This window comes from Streptomyces sp. SID5643 (genome assembly GCF_009872555.1).
GTDB classification, from domain to species: Bacteria; Actinomycetota; Actinomycetes; order Streptomycetales; family Streptomycetaceae; genus Streptomyces; species Streptomyces iakyrus.
This window is the reverse complement of record NZ_WWIC01000365.1, coordinates 24,047-41,456: the sequence shown is the minus strand read 5'-3', so window position 1 is coordinate 41,456 and position 17,410 is coordinate 24,047. Positions and strand designations below refer to the sequence as shown.

At 71.1% G+C, this 17,410-nt stretch carries 14 protein-coding genes; 8 read left to right on the top strand and 6 right to left on the bottom strand.

Annotated features, from left to right (window positions below; all coding sequences use genetic code 11):
* The 6 genes from GTY56_RS39180 to GTY56_RS39155 form a co-directional block, all read right to left on the bottom strand.
* Positions 1 to 464 (bottom strand): hypothetical protein (locus GTY56_RS39180; protein WP_161370014.1); only part of this gene is annotated, 464 nt, incomplete at its 3' end.
* A 101-nt stretch (positions 465 to 565) separates the two neighbouring features.
* Positions 566 to 1,585, bottom strand: coding sequence for a Gfo/Idh/MocA family protein (locus tag GTY56_RS39175; RefSeq protein WP_161370013.1), 1,020 nt, complete (start codon positions 1,583 to 1,585; stop codon positions 566 to 568).
* An 18-nt stretch (positions 1,586 to 1,603) separates the two neighbouring features.
* Complete coding sequence (locus tag GTY56_RS39170; protein ID WP_161370012.1) at positions 1,604 to 2,506, bottom strand: sugar phosphate isomerase/epimerase family protein; 903 nt, start codon at positions 2,504 to 2,506, stop codon at positions 1,604 to 1,606.
* 1 nt (position 2,507) lies between these two features.
* Positions 2,508 to 3,419: an ATP-binding cassette domain-containing protein gene (locus GTY56_RS39165; protein ID WP_161370011.1), complete on the bottom strand. Its 912-nt coding sequence runs from the start codon at positions 3,417 to 3,419 to the stop codon at positions 2,508 to 2,510.
* A 5-nt stretch (positions 3,420 to 3,424) separates the two neighbouring features.
* Positions 3,425 to 4,501, bottom strand: coding sequence for an ABC transporter permease (locus GTY56_RS39160; protein WP_161370010.1), 1,077 nt, complete (start codon positions 4,499 to 4,501; stop codon positions 3,425 to 3,427).
* Complete coding sequence (locus GTY56_RS39155; protein WP_161370009.1) at positions 4,501 to 5,520, bottom strand: sugar ABC transporter substrate-binding protein; 1,020 nt, start codon at positions 5,518 to 5,520, stop codon at positions 4,501 to 4,503. Before GTY56_RS39155 ends, GTY56_RS39160 begins: the two co-directional genes overlap by 1 nt.
* Before the next feature lie 322 nt (positions 5,521 to 5,842).
* On the opposite strand from GTY56_RS39155, the gene iolC reads away from it, so the two are divergent.
* From iolC to GTY56_RS39115, 8 genes are all read left to right on the top strand, one after another.
* Positions 5,843 to 6,820: a 5-dehydro-2-deoxygluconokinase gene (gene iolC / locus GTY56_RS39150; RefSeq protein ID WP_161370008.1), complete on the top strand. Its 978-nt coding sequence runs from the start codon at positions 5,843 to 5,845 to the stop codon at positions 6,818 to 6,820.
* A gap of 13 nt (positions 6,821 to 6,833) precedes the next feature.
* Positions 6,834 to 7,712: a Cgl0159 family (beta/alpha)8-fold protein gene (locus tag GTY56_RS39145; RefSeq protein WP_161370007.1), complete on the top strand. Its 879-nt coding sequence runs from the start codon at positions 6,834 to 6,836 to the stop codon at positions 7,710 to 7,712.
* 13 nt (positions 7,713 to 7,725) lie between these two features.
* Positions 7,726 to 8,619 carry a 5-deoxy-glucuronate isomerase gene (iolB, locus tag GTY56_RS39140; protein WP_161370006.1) on the top strand — a complete coding sequence of 298 codons (894 nt, stop codon included), beginning with the start codon at positions 7,726 to 7,728 and terminating at the stop codon, positions 8,617 to 8,619.
* Positions 8,616 to 10,490, top strand: a complete 1,875-nt coding sequence (iolD, locus tag GTY56_RS39135; RefSeq protein WP_161370005.1) for a 3D-(3,5/4)-trihydroxycyclohexane-1,2-dione acylhydrolase (decyclizing) — start codon at positions 8,616 to 8,618, stop codon at positions 10,488 to 10,490. The genes iolB and iolD overlap by 4 nt, the downstream gene beginning before the upstream one ends.
* Positions 10,491 to 10,532: 42 nt before the next feature.
* Entirely contained in the window at positions 10,533 to 12,026 is a 1,494-nt protein-coding gene (locus GTY56_RS39130; protein ID WP_161370004.1) for a CoA-acylating methylmalonate-semialdehyde dehydrogenase, read from the top strand.
* Positions 12,027 to 12,047: 21 nt separating this feature from the next.
* Positions 12,048 to 12,833, top strand: a complete 786-nt coding sequence (locus GTY56_RS39125) for a GntR family transcriptional regulator (RefSeq protein WP_161370003.1) — start codon at positions 12,048 to 12,050, stop codon at positions 12,831 to 12,833.
* Positions 12,834 to 12,949: 116 nt separating this feature from the next.
* Entirely contained in the window at positions 12,950 to 13,996 is a 1,047-nt protein-coding gene (galE, locus tag GTY56_RS39120; RefSeq protein ID WP_161370002.1) for a UDP-glucose 4-epimerase GalE, read from the top strand.
* 364 nt (positions 13,997 to 14,360) lie between these two features.
* Entirely contained in the window at positions 14,361 to 17,396 is a 3,036-nt protein-coding gene (locus GTY56_RS39115; protein ID WP_237525240.1) for a putative bifunctional diguanylate cyclase/phosphodiesterase, read from the top strand.
* The last annotated feature ends 14 nt before the right edge of the window (positions 17,397 to 17,410 follow it).

Sequence of the window (17,410 nt, the reverse complement as noted above, 5' to 3'; positions counted from 1 at the left end):
GCGGCGGGCGGCCCGGGCAGCGCGGCGGGAGCCGGAGCCGGAGCCGGTTCTCCCGAGGCCGCGGCCGTCGGCTGCGGCAGGAGGTCCCCCGCAGGCGTCGCGGCGTTCGGTTCGGCCTGCGGCGCACCGGTCAGCGCGTCGTTCACCGAGGGGACACGGCCCAGCTGGGTCAGGATCACCGGCGCGGAGATGCCGACCACGAGGGCCGCGTAGGCGCCGCTGATCTGACCCGTGGTGCCGAAGAGCACCGCTGCGCCCGCACCCATCGCGCTGTGCACGACGGCCGCGATCGAATCACCGACGGGGTCGAAGTACTGCTGGAATCGCGGCGGCTCCCCCTCCTGGGCCGGGGATGACCGGCGGTGGCCCCGCCGGTCCGTGTGCCAGTCGAGGAAGCGGGTGTAGACGTCCAGCAGCCCGCGGAGCACGCCGCCTGCCGCTCCCAGCAGGATCAGCGTCGGCACGTCCACGGTCCCCCCGGGCGTATCGGACGACTGGTTCCGGCCCTCGGAACCGCGTCCCGAGCGTAGGGCCCGTGGCGAAGGTATGGAAAGGGCCCTGGTCGTCACCTGTACAGCGCCGGCTTCTCCACCAGCTCGACCTCCACCCGGCCGCCGTCCTCCAGCGCCCGGACCCCCGCCTCGCACACCGCCGCCGCGGCGTAGCCGTCCCAGCTGCTCGGGCCGGTGACCTCGCCACGGCGGGTGGCGTCGATCCAGGTCTGGATCTCGCGGTCGTAGGCCGTCTCGAAGCGTTCGGTCCAGTCCTGGGCGATGGTGCCGCCCCAGCGGCCGGCCATGTTGGTGACCAGGGCGTGGCCGTCGCCGATGCGGGCGGTGCCGCGTTCACAGACGACCTCGGCCTGGACCTGGTAGCCGAAGCCGCAGTTGACGAAGATCTCGACGTCGCTGAGGGCGCCGCCATCGGTCTCGAAGACGACGAACTGGGGGTCCTGAAGGGCCTCCGGGGCGCTGGCCGAGGGGGTGGGGCGCAGCACCGTGACGGCGGTGATCTCGTGGCCCAGCAGCCAGCGGGTCGCGTCGGCCTCGTGGGCGACGGAGTCGCTGATCAGCATGGAGCTGGTGAAGAAGGGCGGGCTGGCAACGTTGCGGTGCCGGTTGTGCAGCATGAGCGGACGGCCGAGCTGACCCGTCGTCAGCAGGGCCTTCAGCTTGGCGTACTCGGGATCGTAACGGCGCATGAAGCCGACCTGGACCCGGCGGTGGCCGAGGCGCTGTTCGGCTTCGAGGACGCGCAGGGCGGAAGCCGCGTCGGGGGTGAGCGGCTTCTCGCACAGGACGGGCAGATCGTGCTCGAAGGCGGCGAGCAGGGTGGCTTCGTGGGCCGGGCCGGGTGAGGCGATCAGGACGGCGTCGACGCCGGGCGCCGCCATCGCGGCCGCCGGGTCGGTGTGGGCGGTGCAGCCGTCGACACGGGCGGCGACGGCCTTCGCGCGCTCCGCGTCGACGTCCACGACGGCCGTCACCCGCGCTCCGCTGGTGACTTCGTGGATGCGGCGCACATGGTCGGCGCCCATCCTTCCGGTACCGATGACCGCGACTCCGAGGGGGGCGCGCTCCGTCATGGCCGTCCTTTCGGGTCGTCAGGCGCCGCAGGACCGCAGGAACTTGCGGGTGCGCACCGCGATCGGCAGCGGCTTGTCCGGCTCGCAGGGGTACATGTCCTGCTCGACGATGGCGAAGAGGTCCACGCCCAGCTTCTGCGCGGCCGTCAGGACGGGGCCCAGCTCCGGGACACCGGCGGGCGGTTCGCACATCACGCCGCGCGCGACGGCCGGGCCGAACGGCACCTCGTTCTTGACGACGTCCGCGAGGATCTCCGGGTCGACCTGCTTGAGGTGCAGGTAGCCGATGCGCTCGCCGTAGGTCTCGATCAGCTTGACGCTGTCGCCGCCGCAGTAGGCGTAGTGCCCGGTGTCCAGGCAGAGGTTGACCGCGCCGGAGTCGGTCGAGTCGAGGAACCGCTCGACGTGCTCCTCGGTGTCGATGTGGGTGTCGGCGTGCGGGTGGACGACGATGTCCAGGCCGTACTTGTCCTTCACCTCGCGGCCGAGGCGCTCCATGCCGGTGGTGAGGTTGCGCCACTGCTCGGTGGTGAGCTCCGGCGCCTCCAGGATCTCGGCGGTCTTGTCGTCGCGCCAGAAGGACGGGATGACGACCAGGTGCTTGGCGTCCATGGCCTGGGTGAGGGCGGCGACGTTGCTCACCTGCTCCCAGGTGGAGTCCCACTCGGAGGGGCCGCGGTGCAGTCCGCAGAAGATGGTGCCGGCGGAGACCTTCAGGTTCCGCTTGGTCACCTCGTCGGTGAGCCGGGCCGGGTCGGTCGGCAGGTAGCCGTACGGGCCGAGTTCGATCCAGGAGTAGCCGGCCTCGGCGACCTCGTCGAGGAAGCGTTCCCAGGGCACCTGCTGGGGGTCGTCGGGGAACCAGACGCCCCAGGAGTCGGGGGCGGAGCCGACCCGGATGCGGTCGAGCGCGTGGGCCATGTCAGGACTTTCCTTCCGAGGACGTGGCTGCGGGAGCGGTGAGGTCCCCCTCTTCGGGGAGCCCTTCGACGTCGACGCCGCGGACCTGCGCCAACTCGTGCTTGAGGGAGGCGAGTTCTGCGCCGCCGGCCATGTGGTTGGTCAGCTCTTCGAGGGAGACGTCGCTGCGGGAGGCGGACAGTTCCATGGTGCCCAGGCGCAGGACGCTGAAGTGGTCGCCGACCATGTAGGCGTGGTGGGGGTTGTGGGTGATGAAGATGACGCCCAGGCCCTTCTCGCGGGCGGCGGCGATGTACTTCAGGACCACGCCGGACTGCTTGACGCCGAGGGCGGCGGTCGGCTCGTCCAGGATGAGGACGCGGGCACCGAAGTAGACGGCGCGGGCGATGGCCACGCACTGGCGCTGGCCGCCGGAGAGCGTGCCGATGGGCTGCTCCATGTCGTCCAGGACGATGCCCATGTTGCGCAGCTCTTCGTCCGCGGTCCTCTTCATCTGCTCGATGTCGAGTCGGCGCAGCGGCCAGGGGCCCTTGGTCAGCTCGGAGCCGAGGAAGAAGTTGCGCCACACCGGCATCAGCGGGACGACCGCGAGGTCCTGGTAGACGGTGGCGATGCCCTTGTCGAGAGCCTCGCGCGGGGTGGAGAAGCGCACCGGTTCGCCGTCGACGAGGAACTCGCCCTCGGTGTGCTGGTGCAGCCCGGAGATGATCTTGATGAGGGTGGACTTGCCGGCGCCGTTGTCGCCGAGGACGCAGGTCACCTTGCCGGGGTGTACCTCCAGGCTCACGCCGTGCAGGGCGCGGATGTTGCCGTAGGACTTGCCGGCTCCGCGGAGTTCGACGAGGGGACGCTCGCCGGCGGGCGGGGTGTCTTCGAGGACGGCCCCGTGGGTGCCGGTTTCTTTGCTGGTCATCGCGGTCACCTCCGGGTCGCCGTGCGCTGGACCCACAGATTGATGAGAACGGCGCCCAGGAGCATCACGCCGAGGAAGGCCTTGAACCAGTCCGGGTTCCAGCCGGCGTAGACGATGCCCTGCTGCACCATGCCGAACATGAAGGCGCCGAAGACCGGGCCGATCGCCGAGCCGTAGCCGCCGGTGAGCAGGCAGCCGCCGATGACGGCGGCGGCGATGTAGATGAGCTCCTGGCCCACGCCCTCGCCGGACTGCACGGTGTTGAAGGAGAACAGCTGGTGCATGCCGACGAACCAGGCGCCGAAGCCGACCAGCATGAACAGGGAGATCTTGGTGAAGGTCACCGGCACGCCGACGGCCCGCGCGGAGTGCTTGTTGCCGCCGACGGCGAAGATCCAGTTGCCGTACTTGGTGCGCAGCAGCACCCAGGTGGCGAGGGCGGCGAACACCAGCCAGTACACCACCGTGATCTTGACGTTCACCCCGCCGACCTCGAACGACGAGGCGAAGATCTTCTGCGCCTGGGCGAAGCCGTCCATGTCGCTGATGTCGTCGGTGGCCACGTTGCCCGTGACCAGCTTGGTGATCGCCAGGTTCACGCCCTGGAGGATCAGGAACGTCCCCAGGGTGACGAGGAAGCTGGGCAGGCCGGTCTTGACCAGCAGCCAGCCGTTGAAGGCGCCGATCGCGAGGGACACGATCAGGGCGACGATCACGCCCACCCAGACGTTCAGGGTCAGCTGGTAGCTGAGCATCGACGCGGTCAGCGCCGAGGTGATCACGGCGACACCGGCGGAGAGGTCGAACTCGCCGCCGATCATCAGCAGGGCCACGGGCAGCGCCATGATCCCGATGGTCGACGACTGGTACAGGATGTTCGCCATCGAGCTGCCGTCACGTACCGGCGGCGCGGCGATCAGGAAGAACACGAGCACCGCGACGGCGCCCAGGAACACCCCGACCTCGGGCCTGGCCAGCAGCCGCAGCGCCAGCGGGCGCCGCCGCGTCCGGCCGTCGGACTGCTTCTGGCCGGGGGCCGGCGGTGTTTCCACCGCCGGCGTGGCCTGCTGGGTCATGCTCATCACCGGGTGCCCTTCGCGGCGAACTCCCCGATCGCGTCGACGTTGGACTTGTCGACGAAGGCCGGGCCGGTCAGCACGGGCTGCTCACCGCCGCCGCTGTAGTTGCCGTTGTTCTTGTAGAGCCACAGGCCGTCGACGGCCAGGTAGCCCTGGAGGTAGGGCTGCTGGTCGACGGCGAACTGGATGTCGCCGGCCTTGATGGACTTGATCAGGTCCTTGTTGAGGTCGAAGGTGGCGATCTTCGCCTTGCTGCCGGCGTCGCCGGCCGACTGCACGGCCGTCAGCGCGAAGGGGGCGCCGAGGGTGACGACGTAGTCGATGGAGGGGTCCTGCTTCAGCTTGGCGGTGATCGTCGACTTCACGGACGGCATGTCGGTGCCGTTGACGTTCTGCGGGTCGACCTTGCCGTCGAAGGTCTTCGCCACGCCGTCGCAGCGCTGGGTGAGGCCGACGTTGCCCTGCTCCTGCATGACGCACAGGACGTGCTTGGCGCCGACCTCGTTGAGCTTCTTGCCGAAGGCCTCGCCGGCGACGGACTCGTCCTGGCCGAAGAACTCCAGCAGGTTGAGCTTCTTCCAGTCACTCAGGCCGGAGTTGAGGCCGACCACGGGTATGCCGGACTTCTCCGCCTTGCCTATGACGCCCTTGAGGGCGTCCGGCTTGGCGAGGGTGACGGCGATGCCGTCGACCTTCTGGTCGATCGCGTTCTGGACGAGGTTGGCCTGGTTGCCGGCGTTCGGGTCGGCCGAGTAGATGAGCTTGATGTTGTCCTTGGCGGCCGCGGCCTCGGCGCCCTTGCGGACGGTGTCCCAGAAGGTGTCGCCGGGCGCCTGGTGCGTGACCAGGGCGACGGTCATGCGGGGCGTGGTCGCCTTGCCCGCCGACGCGTCCGCCGCGCCTTCCTCGGACTTCTTGCCTCCGGAACTGCTGGAGCAGCCGGCGAGGGTCAGGGCCGCTGCCGCGGCCACGGCGACGACGGGCGCGAACCTGCGGGAGCGGGGGTGAGAAGAGCGGTCCATCTTTCCTGGCACCTCACTGTGCTACTGCGGGGGAAAGGAAGGGATCACGAAGGGATCCGTGGTCCCGGAGCCTTACGGAGTCCGGATCATGATGCCGCAAACCGACTGTTGCGATGGCACGGGATACAAGTCGCTGCCACGCCCGCTGTCAATACTTTGTTAAGACATCATTTCACAAGCAGGTCCGAATGTAAGTACAAACTATTGACAGCGCCGCCCTCCGCGACCTACACCTGGGGGGCGGCAGGTCCCGTGGATCCACGCCCCCACCGTGGCAGGGCGCCCCGGGACCCGCATCCCCAGCTTCCCGAGGAGGTCGCGCATGGCCGAGCCAGCCCAGTATTTCGATGTGATCACGATGGGCCGCATCGGGGTCGACCTCTACCCCCTCCAGGCCGGCGTCCCGCTGGAGCAAGTGGAGACGTTCGGGAAATTTCTGGGAGGTTCCGCGGCCAATGTGGCGGTCGCCGCCGCCCGCCTCGGACGCCGTGCGGCGGTGATCACACGCACCGGCGACGACCCCTTCGGCACCTATCTGCACGAGGAGCTCAAGGGCTTCGGCGTCGACGACCGCTGGGTCACCCCGGTCGGCGCGTACCCGACGCCGGTCACGTTCTGCGAGATCTTCCCGCCGGACGACTTCCCGCTCTACTTCTACCGCCGCCCCAAGGCGCCGGACCTGGAGATCCACACCGACGAGCTGGACTTCTTCGCCATCCGGGGAGCCCGCATCTTCTGGATCACCGGCACCGGCCTGAGCGAGGAGCCGAGCCGCTCCGCCACCCTCGCCGCCCTCAAGGCCCGTGACAGGGCGGGCACCACCGTCTTCGACCTCGACTGGCGGCCCATGTTCTGGCGCGACCCCGAGGAGGCCCGCCCGTACTACCGCGAGGCCCTGCGGCACGCCACGGTCGCCGTCGGCAACCTCGACGAGTGCGAGATCGCCACCGGCGTGCGCGAGCCGCAGGCCTGCGCGGACGCGCTGCTGGCGGCCGGCGTGGAGCTGGCCGTCGTCAAGCAGGGCCCCAAGGGCGTCCTGGCCGTGCACCGCGACGGCACCCGGGCCGAGGTGCCGCCGGTGCCCGTCGACGTGTTCAACGGCCTGGGCGCGGGCGACGCCTTCGGCGGCTCGCTCTGCCACGGTCTGCTCGCCGGCTGGGACCTGGAGAAGACCATGCGCCACGCCAACGCCGCCGGCGCCCTCGTCGCCTCGCGCCTCGCCTGCTCCTCCGCGATGCCCACCGAGTCGGAGGTCGCGGACCTCCTCGCCGGGGTGCCGTCGCCGAGCACGAGCCACTGAAACGGAGCCTTCCTTGAACATCGGCATCCCCGACCTCACCACGGTCCGGGCCCGCAACCCCGAGGCCGTCGCCGAGGCGGCGGCCCGCCGGGTGCGCCGTCCGCTCATCGGCGACAGCGGTCGCCTGATGATCGTGGCCGCGGACCACCCGGCGCGCGGCGCCCTCGGGGTCGGCGACCGGCGCCTGGCCATGGCCAACCGTGCCGACCTGCTGGAGCGGCTGTGCACGGCGCTGTCGCGACCCGGCGTCGACGGGGTCCTCGCCACCGCCGACATCCTGGAGGACCTGCTCCTGCTCGGGGTGCTGGAGAACAAGGTCGTCATGGGCTCGATGAACCGCGGCGGACTCGCCGGCGCCGCCTTCGAGATGGACGACCGCTTCACCGGGCACCGCGCCGAGGACATCGCCCGGCTCCGCTTCGACGCGGGCAAGCTCCTGGTCCGCATCGACTACGACGACCCGGGCTCGCTGACCACCCTGGAGTCCACGGCCCGGGCCATCGACGCCATGGCGGACCTGCGGCTCCCCCTGTTCGTCGAGCCGTTCATCTCCCGGCGGGCCGACGGCAGGGTGCGCAACGACCTGTCCGCCGAGGCCGTCACCCGCTCCGTCGCCATAGCCTCCGGGCTCGGCGGCACCTCCGCCTACACCTGGCTGAAGCTGCCCGTCACCGACGACCCGGACGACATGGCCGAGGTGCTGGAGACCTCCACCCTGCCCGTGGTCCTGCTCGGCGGCGAGGTGGGCGAGGACCAGGAGGGCGCCTACGAACGCTGGCGCAAGGCCCTGCGGCTGCCCACCGTCCAGGGCATGGTCGTCGGACGGTCGCTGCTCTACCCGGCCGGGGGCAGCGTGGAAGAAGCGGTCGACACGGCCGTCGGTCTGCTGTGATCCGGAGGATGCAATGACGTACCACCTTCCCGCCGGCAAGGCCCTCGGCGGCCCCTACGCCGTCGACGTCACGCCCGAGAAGGCCGGCTGGGGCCATTCCAGCCTGCGGGTCCTGGAGCTGCCGCCGGGCGGCGCGCACTCCTTCGGCACCGGTGACAGCGAGTGGATCGTCGTCCCGCTGAGCGGCGGCTGCACGGTCGCCGCCGCGGACGACTTCGGCCAGGAGACGTTCGAACTGAAGGGCCGCGCCGACGTGTTCAGCGGCGTCAGCGACTTCGCGTACGTGCCGCGCGACGCCCGGGCGACCGTGACGTCCGCCGGCGGTGGCCGCTTCGCGCTGACCGGCGCGCGCTGCACCCGCCGCCTGCCCGCCCGCTACGGCCCGGCCTCCGAGGTCCCGGTGGAGCTGCGGGGCACCGGGAACTGCTCCCGGCAGGTCAACAACTTCGGCGCGGCCGGGGTCTTCGAGTGCGACAAGCTCATCGCGGTCGAGGTGATCACGCCGGGCGGCAACTGGTCGTCGTTCCCGCCGCACAAGCACGACGAGCACCGGCCGGGCGAGGAGTCCGTGCTGGAGGAGATCTACTACTTCGAGTTCGCCGGGCACGACGGCATCCCCGGCCTCGGCTACCAGCGTGTGTCCCCGTCCGGCCCGGGCCGGGACACCGACGTGCTGGCCGAGGTCCGCGACGGCGATGTCGTCCTCATCCCGGACGGCTGGCACGGACCGTCGATGGCCACGCCCGGCCATCACATGTACTACCTCAACGTCATGGCGGGCCCGGAGGCCGAGCGCGCCTGGCTGATCTGCGACCACCCCGACCACGCCTGGGTCCGCGACACCTGGCCGGACCAGCCGGTCGACCCCCGCCTCCCCCTCTACACCGCCCCGGAGACCTCCGCATGAGCGCCCGCACCCGCCGACTGACGACCGCCCAGGCACTGGTGCGGTTCCTGTCCGCCCAGTACACCGAGCGGGACGGCGTGCGCCGCCGGCTGATCGCCGGGACCTGGGGCATCTTCGGCCATGGCAACGTCGCCGGGGTCGGCCAGGCGCTCCTGGAGGCGGGCGAGGAGGTCATGCCGTTCCACCAGGGGCGCAACGAGCAGTCCATGGTGCACGCGGCGGTCGGCTACGCCCGGCAGCTGAACCGCCTGTCCGCGCAGGCGGTGACGACCTCCATCGGCCCTGGGGCCACCAACCTGGTCACCGGCGCCGCTCTCGCGACGATCAACCGCCTTCCGGTGCTGCTCCTGCCCGGCGACTACTTCGCCTCGCACTCGGCCGACCCGCTGCTCCAGCAGCTGGAGCACCCGGTCGAGGCGGATGTCTCGGTCAACGACACCCTGCGCCCGGTCTCCCGCTACTTCGACCGGATCACCCGCCCCGAGGCGCTGATCCCCTCGGCGCTCCAGGCGATGCGGGTGCTGGCCGACCCGGCCGAGACCGGCGCCGTCACCCTCGCCCTGCCCCAGGACGTGCAGGCGGAGGCGTACGACTGGCCGGAGGAGTTCTTCGCCGAGCGCGTCTGGTACGTACGGCGCCCCGCGCCGGACCCGGTCGAGCTGAACGCCGCGGTCGAGGCGGTCCGGTCGGCCGAGCGGCCGCTGATCGTGGCGGGCGGCGGCGTCCACCACAGCGAGGCCGAAGCGGCGCTGAAGGCGTTCGTGGAGGCCACCGGCATCCCCGTCGCCTCCACCCAGGCCGGCAAGGGCTCGCTGCGCCACGACCACCCCGCCGACCTCGGCGGCATCGGCCACACGGGCACGGCGGTCAGCGACGAACTGGCCCGCACCGCCGACCTGGTGATCGGCGTCGGCACCCGCTACACCGACTTCACCACCGCCTCGGGCACGCTCTTCCAGAACCCGGACGTGCGCTTCCTCAACCTGAACATCACCGGCTTCGACGCTCACAAGCTGGCCGCGCGGACGCTGGTGTGCGACGCCCGGTCCGGTCTGGAGAAGCTGGCCGAGGGGCTGGCCGGGCACCGGGTGCCCGAGGCCTACGAGGCCGGGTACCGCGCCGGCAAGGAGCGCTGGGACGAGGTCGTCGAGGCCGCCTACCGCGCCGCCGACGAGAACGCGGTGCCCACCCAGACGCAGGTGCTCGGCGCGCTGGACGCGGCCGTCGGCGACGAGGACGTGGTGATCAACGCGGCCGGTTCGCTCCCCGGCGACCTGCACAAGCTGTGGCGCTCCCGCAGCCCGCGCCAGTACCACCTGGAGTACGGCTACTCCTGCATGGGCTACGAGATCCCGGCCGGCATCGGCGTCCAGCAGGCCGCCCCGGGCACGCCCGTGTGGGCGCTGGTCGGCGACGGCACCTACCTGATGATGCCCACGGAGATCGTCACCGCCGTCCAGGAGGGCCTGCCGGTCAACATCGTCCTGATCCAGAACCACGGCTACGCCTCCATCGGAGGTCTGTCGCAGGAGACCGGCGGCGAGCGGTTCGGCACCGCGTACCGCTTCCGGGCCGCCGACGGCACCTTCACCGGCGCCCCGCTCCCCGTCGACCTGGCCGCCAACGCCGCCAGCCTCGGCATGGACGTGTTGCGCGCCAAGACGGTGCGCGAGCTGCGCGAGGCCCTCGCCGCGGCCCGCGCCTCGGACCGGCCGACGTGCGTGTACGTCGAGACCGACCCGGCGCCCACCGCGCCCCCGGCCGAGGCCTGGTGGGACGTGCCGGTGGCCGAGACCGCCTCCCGCGAGGCGGCCGTCGAGGCCCGCGAGCGCTACGACCGCCAGGTCGCCGACCGCCGCCGCCACCTCTGAACCCGCCCCGAACCCAGGCTCCACGAAAGGCCCCCGCGCACCATGAAGACCATCACCCACTGGATCGACGGCAAGCCCGTCGAGGGCACCTCCGGCCGGTTCGGCCCCGTCTACAACCCGGCGACCGGCGTCCAGGAGAAGCAGGTCGCGTTCGCGTCCGTCGACGAGGTCGACGCCGCGGTCGCCTCCGCCCGGGTCGCCTTCGAGAGCTGGGGCGAGTCCTCCCTGGCCAGGCGCACGGCGATCCTGTTCAAGTACCGCGAGCTGCTCGACGCCCACCGCGACGAGATCGCCGAGCTGATCACCGCCGAGCACGGCAAGGTGCACTCGGACGCGCTCGGCGAGGTCGCGCGCGGCATGGAGATCGTCGAGCTGGCCTGTGGGATCTCCGTCCAGCTCAAGGGCGAACTGTCCACCCAGGTCTCGACCCGGGTCGACGTGGCCTCGATCCGCCAGCCGCTGGGCGTGGTCGCGGGCATCACCCCGTTCAACTTCCCTGCGATGGTGCCGATGTGGATGTTCCCGCTGGCGATCGCCTGCGGCAACACCTTCGTGCTGAAGCCGTCCGAGAAGGACCCGTCGGCCTCCTTCCGGCTGGCCGAGCTGGCCGCCGAGGCGGGCCTTCCGGAGGGTGTCCTGAACATCGTCCAGGGCGACAAGACGGCCGTGGACCGCATCCTTGAGCACCCGGACATCGAAGCGGTGTCCTTCGTCGGCTCGACGCCCATCGCCAAGTACATCCAGTTGAAGGCCGTCGAGCACGGCAAGCGGGTGCAGGCCCTCGGCGGCGCCAAGAACCACATGCTGGTGCTGCCCGACGCCGACCTGGAACTCGCCGCCGACCAGGCGATCAACGCCGCGTACGGCTCGGCGGGCGAGCGCTGCATGGCCGTGTCGGTGGTCGTGGCCGTCGGTGACATCGGCGACGCGCTGGTCGGCAAGATCGCCGAGCGGGCGAAGAACCTGAGGATCGGCCCCGGCGACGACCCGGCCTCGGAGATGGGCCCGCTGATCACCCGCGAGCACCGCGACAAGGTGGCGTCCTACGTGGCGTCGGCCGCCGAGCAGGGCGCCGAGGTCGTGGTCGACGGCACGGGCTTCTCGGTGGAGGGCCACGAGAACGGCTTCTTCCTCGGTGTCTCCCTGCTGGACCGGGTGCCGCTGACGGCGGACGCGTACCGGGACGAGATCTTCGGCCCGGTGCTGGCGGTCGTCCGCACGGAGACGTACGAGGAGGCCATCCGGCTGATCAACTCCTCCCGCTGGGGCAACGGCACCGCGATCTTCACCCGGGACGGCGGCGCGGCCCGCCGCTTCCAGCTGGAGGTCAAGGCGGGCATGGTCGGCGTCAACGTGCCGATCCCGGTCCCCGTCGGCTACCACTCCTTCGGCGGCTGGAAGGACTCCCTCTTCGGCGACCTGCACGTCTACGGCAACGACGGCATCGCCTTCTACACGCAGGGCAAGGTCATCACCACCCGCTGGCCGGACCCCTCCGACGGCGGTATCAACCTCGGCTTCCCGAGCAACTCCTGACACCCGTAAGGGGGTTCATCCATGGCGAAGACCGGTGACCGGGCCCGCACCACGGCCGCCCCTGCACTCAGCTCACTGGACTTCGCCCTGGACCGGGGCAGTCCCGTGCCGCTCTACCACCAGCTCGCGCAGCAGCTGGAGGCGGCGATCGGACACGGGGTCCTCGCCCCGGGAAACCTCCTGGGCAACGAGGTGGACCTGTCCGTGCGCCTCGGCCTGTCCCGCCCCACCGTCCGCCAGGCCATCCAGTCCCTCGTCGACAAGGGGCTGCTGGTCCGGCGGCGCGGGGTGGGCACGCAGGTGGTGCACAGCCAGGTCAGACGCCCGCTGGAACTGAGCAGCCTCTACGACGACCTGGAGACGGCGGGGCAGGGGCCGACCACCGAGGTCGTGCGCAACGAGGTCGTCCCGGCCCCCTGCGACGTGGCCGCCGCCCTGGGGGTGCCGGAGGGCAGCGAGGTGACCGTCCTGGACCGGCTTCGCCGCACGCACGGCCGGCCGGTGGCGCTGCTGTGCAACTACCTGCCGGTGCCCCTGCTGGACCTGGACGGCGCACGCCTGGAGTCGACCGGCCTGTACCGCATGATGCGCTCGGCGGGCATCACGCTGCACAGCGCCCGCCAGACGGTCGGCGCCCGCGCGGCGACCGCCCGGGAGGCGTCCCGCCTGGACGAGGAGGAGGGAGCGGCGCTGCTCACCATGCAGCGCACGGCGTACGACGACACGGGGCGCCCGGTCGAGTACGGAACGCACATCTACCGGGCCTCGCTCTACACGTTCGACTTCCAGTTGCTTGTCAGGGTCTGAGATCTCGGAGTGAAAAGCGTGACCAGGGTGCATCCCGCTTGACTCTCGGGGGCGAGGCGACGCACAGTCGAATATACGACGTAAACGTACGACGTCTCGCGCGGGAGCGCACTTCTATGGCAAGCAGCAGACCGGTACCGTCGACTGTCCTCGTCACGGGCGGGGCCGGCTTCATCGGCAGCCACGCCTGCGTGGAACTCCTGGACCACGGCTACGAAGTCATCGTGGTCGACGACTACTCCAACAGCACTCCTCAGGTCTTCGCCCGCGTGGAGCGTCTCGCCGGCCGTTTCGTCGGCGCCGTGTACGAGCTGGATCTACGGGACCGCCAGGCGTTGGCCGCCGTCTTCGACCGGCACCCCATCGATGCCGTCATGCACTTCGCCGCACTCAAATCGGTGACCGAGTCGACCCGGAGACCCGTGGAGTACTACGACGCGAACGTCGGCGGCACGACCGCGCTGCTGCACGCCATGCAGAAACACGGGGTGCACCGGCTCGTCTTCTCGTCCTCCTGCTCCGTCTACGGCGACGCGGGCTCCGGACCACTGGACGAGTCCACCCCGGCCGGCCCCACCAATCCGTACGCGTCCTCGAAGCGGCACTGCGAGGAGATACTCGCGGACGTGTGCCGGCACCTCCCGGAGTACACCGTGCTGTGCCTGCGGTACTTCAACCCGGCCGGCGCCCACCCCAGCGGGCTGCTCGGCGAGGAACCGCGGGGCACGCCCGACAATCTGATGCCGTACATCGCCCAGGTGGCCGTCGGCCGCCGGGAGCGGCTGCGCGTGTTCGGCGACGACTATCCCACCCGGGACGGCACGGCCGTGCGCGACTACCTTCACGTCATGGACACCGTCGAAGCGCACCGGGTCGCCCTGGATCACTTCGGCGACAGCACGGGCATGCAGGTGTACAACCTGGGTCTGGGGAAGGGCAGTTCGGTCCTGGAAGTGGTCAACGCGTTCTCTCGGGCCTGTGGCAGGCCGATCCCGTACGAGATCGCGCCGCGGCGGCCGGGGGACGTCGCCGAGCTGGTCGCCGACGCGACCGCCGTGAACCGCGCCTGGGGCTGGCGGCCTACCCGGGGCCTGGCCGACATGTGCCGCGACGCGTGGCGCTTCCAGCGGCTCAACCCGAACGGCTTCGCACGGCGCGCCTGATATTGACTCACAGGGGGTGATGACCCAGAGTTGGATGTATACGCCGTAAATATACGGTGCTGACAAGGGAAGTCCTTCATGGAACGCAGTGCGCTGTCACCGAAGACGAAGCGGTAGCGTCGTGGCGCCCCACGCCTTCCGCGCGCCCCGGGACGCGGGCCGCGCCACACTCCCGGGAAGGCCGGGGCGACTCCGCTCGGAGAGCCGACGGCGTCGCTGTGCGGCCGACCGTCCCAGAAAGAATCGCGAAGCGCCGGCCGGGCGCTCCGCCCGCCGGCGGGCCCTCCGGCCGGCGGCAGCCCTCGCGATCTCGCTCGGAGCGTTCACCGCGCTGTACCGCACCTTCCCGGACCTGCGTACGCCATTGTGGGCCTTCCTCGGAGCGGCGAGTGCCGCCGCAGTTCTCCTCGGTGCGCGCCTGAACCGCCCCGCGCACCGCTGGCCGTGGCGGGCCCTGGCCGCCGGGCTCCTCGCCTTCGCTGCCGGAAACGCCTACTACAACGCCCAAGAGGCGTCCTTCCACGCCTCCCATCCGGTCCCCTCCCCTGCTGTCGTCTGCTCCCTCGCGGTGTACTCCCTGTTCACCGCGGGCCTCTTCGGGCTGCTGCGCCACCGTCGGGTGGGCCACGATCTCCCCGCTCTGCTCGACGCACTGATCATCACCACCGCGCTCGCCCTGCCGGTCTGGCTGCATCTGGTGCAGCCGCTGAGCCGGCCGGACGGGCTGACGTGGCAGCAACGGGCGATCGCCATCGCCTATCCGCTCGGGGACCTCCTGGTCCTGGCGCTGCTCGCACGGCTGCTCGCCCCGGACCCCGCATCGGTTCCCAACCCCGCCGCACGCCTGCTCCTCCTCGGTACGCTCACGCTGCTGTGCTTCGACATCGCGTACGGGGTCCTGCAACTCAACAGCACCTGGCGTGCGGGCACGCTGCTGGACTTCGGCCGGATCGTCTTCTGCACCGCATGGGGGCTGGCCGCTCTGCACCCCTCCATGGCTGAGCTGACCGAGCCCCGTTCCCCGCCGCAGTCCCAGCTGCCGCCGTGGCGTCGACTCCTGGTGCTCGCGGTGGCCTCGCTGGTGCCGCCCGCGCTGCTCGTCGTCGAGGCGAATCTCGGCGACGTGAGCGGCGCGACCGTGCTCGCCACCGCATCCGGGGCGTTGTACGTGCTGGTGATTCTGCGGCTCACGGTGATGGTCGTGGCACACCGCAAGGCCGTGGCACGGGAACAGGTCCTGCGCAGCGCGGGCGCCGGACTCGACGCGGCGTTCTGGCCGGAGGAAATCACTCAGGCCTGCACCACGGCGGTCGAAGCGCTGTTCGGACCGCGGGGTCGGCACGCGGTCGTCGTGCTGTCGGCCCGGGAGGCTCAAGAACTGTACGCGCGGGCGGCGCGGACCCCCACCCGGACGGGCAGCCGTCGTGTGCGGGAGCGCGGCGAAGCCGCGCGCGAGGAACCGGCCGGCCTCGCCCGTTACCGCACGCTCCTGGTTCCCGGTGCCGGGCTCGCAGCGGACCTCGCCGTGCGGCTCGGGACTCCGCCGGCCGCGCTGATCTGCCCCATCACCCGGCCCGGCCCCCCGGCCGGCGCGGAACTCCGGGGCGCGCTGCTGGCAGCGGGACACGAGCAGCCACTCACCGAGATGCGCGGATCCCTGGACCTGCTGGCCTCGCACGCGGGCCTGGCGACCGAACGCGTCCTGCTGCGCCAGGAGGTCGTACGCAGGCAGAGCGAGGCGTATTTCCGCACCCTGGTGCACAACGCGTCGGACGTCATCCTGATCGTCAACGACAACGCAACGGTCCGGTACGCCAGCCCTTCCGCCCGGGCCGTGTTCGGAAACGCCGAGCTGACCGGCGCCGAGCTGCCGGACCTGATGGATCCGCTGCAGCGGGACCGGGTGATCGGCACTCTCACGGCCCTCAGGAAGAGCGATCGGCGAGAGGAACACGACCACTGGCTGGTGGTGCGGGGTGACGACCGTGTCGAAGTGGAGGTGCGCTGCCGTGATCTGCGCCAGGACCGCACGGTGGGCGGCCTGGTCGTCACACTGCGGGACGTCACCGAGCAGCGCCAACTGGAACACGAACTGACCCGGCGCGCCTTCCACGACTCCCTGACCGGTCTGCCCAACCGCACGATGCTGCTGGAGCGCGCCCGCAGCGCGTTGCTGCGCGGCCGGGAATCGCCGCTCACCTGCCTGCTGTTCATCGACCTGGACGACTTCAAGGTCGTCAACGACTCGCTGGGCCACCCGGCCGGCGACCGGCTGCTGCGCGCCGTGGCGGAGCGGCTGTCGGCGATGCTGCGCCCGGTCGACACGGCCGCCCGTCTCGGCGGTGACGAGTTCGCCGTGCTGATGGAGGAGGCCGGCGCGCCCCGGGACGCCGAGCTCCTGGCCGCCCAAGTGCTTCGGACACTCGGCCGGCCCTTCCGTCTTTCCGGTGAGTCGGTGAGCGTCTCCGCCAGCGTGGGCGTCGCCACGGCCCGGGACAGCACGGACGCCCAGGAACTGCTGGCCCTCGCCGACCTGGCCCTGTACGCCGCGAAGGCCGCGGGCAAGCGCCAGTGGCGCCGCTTCCAGCCGCAGCAGCGTGTCCGCATGGTGGAGCGGCACGACCTCCGGGCACGCCTGGACCGTGCGATAGCCCGCCAGGAGTTCGACCTGCGCTACCAGCCGGTCGTGGACATCCAGGCGGGCGGCGTCGTCGGCTTCGAGGCGCTGGCCCGCTGGCACCACCTGGGGCACGATCCGGTGCCACCGGGGCGGTTCATCCCGCTCGCGGAGGAGACCGGGCACATCTCGTCTCTGGGCGGATGGGTCCTGCGCCATGCCACGGCGGACATCGCCCGGTTGCAGCGCCGTACCCGGCGTTCCACCCCGCCGTACGTCAGCGTCAACGTGTCCGCCCGGCAATGGCGGGACGCCGGCTTCCTGGACGAGGTGTGCGCGGCGGTCGACAGCACCGCACTGGCCCCCGGCTCACTCCAGCTGGAGCTGACCGAGTCGGTGCTCATGCGGCGGACCGACCGGATCGACGTGCTCCTGAGGGCGTTGAAGGACCGCGGTGTGCGCATCGCCGTCGACGACTTCGGCACCGGCTACTCCTCGCTGCGCTACCTGGGGGACTTCCCCGTCGACGTCCTCAAGATCGACAAGACGTTCATCGACGGCATCCCGCACGATCCCCGGCAGGTCGCCCTGGTCGAAGGCATCGTGCACCTCGCCGACGCGCTCGGTCTGCAGGTGATCGCCGAGGGCATCGAGGCGCAGGAGCAGCGGGCGTTGCTGTCGCGCATCGGCTGCCGGTACGGCCAGGGCTTCCTGTTCGCCCGTCCGATGACCCTGGAGCAGAGCGAGGCCGTGCTGCGGACCGGGGGCAGCGGGCCCGGGTGACGGGCCCGGCGCGA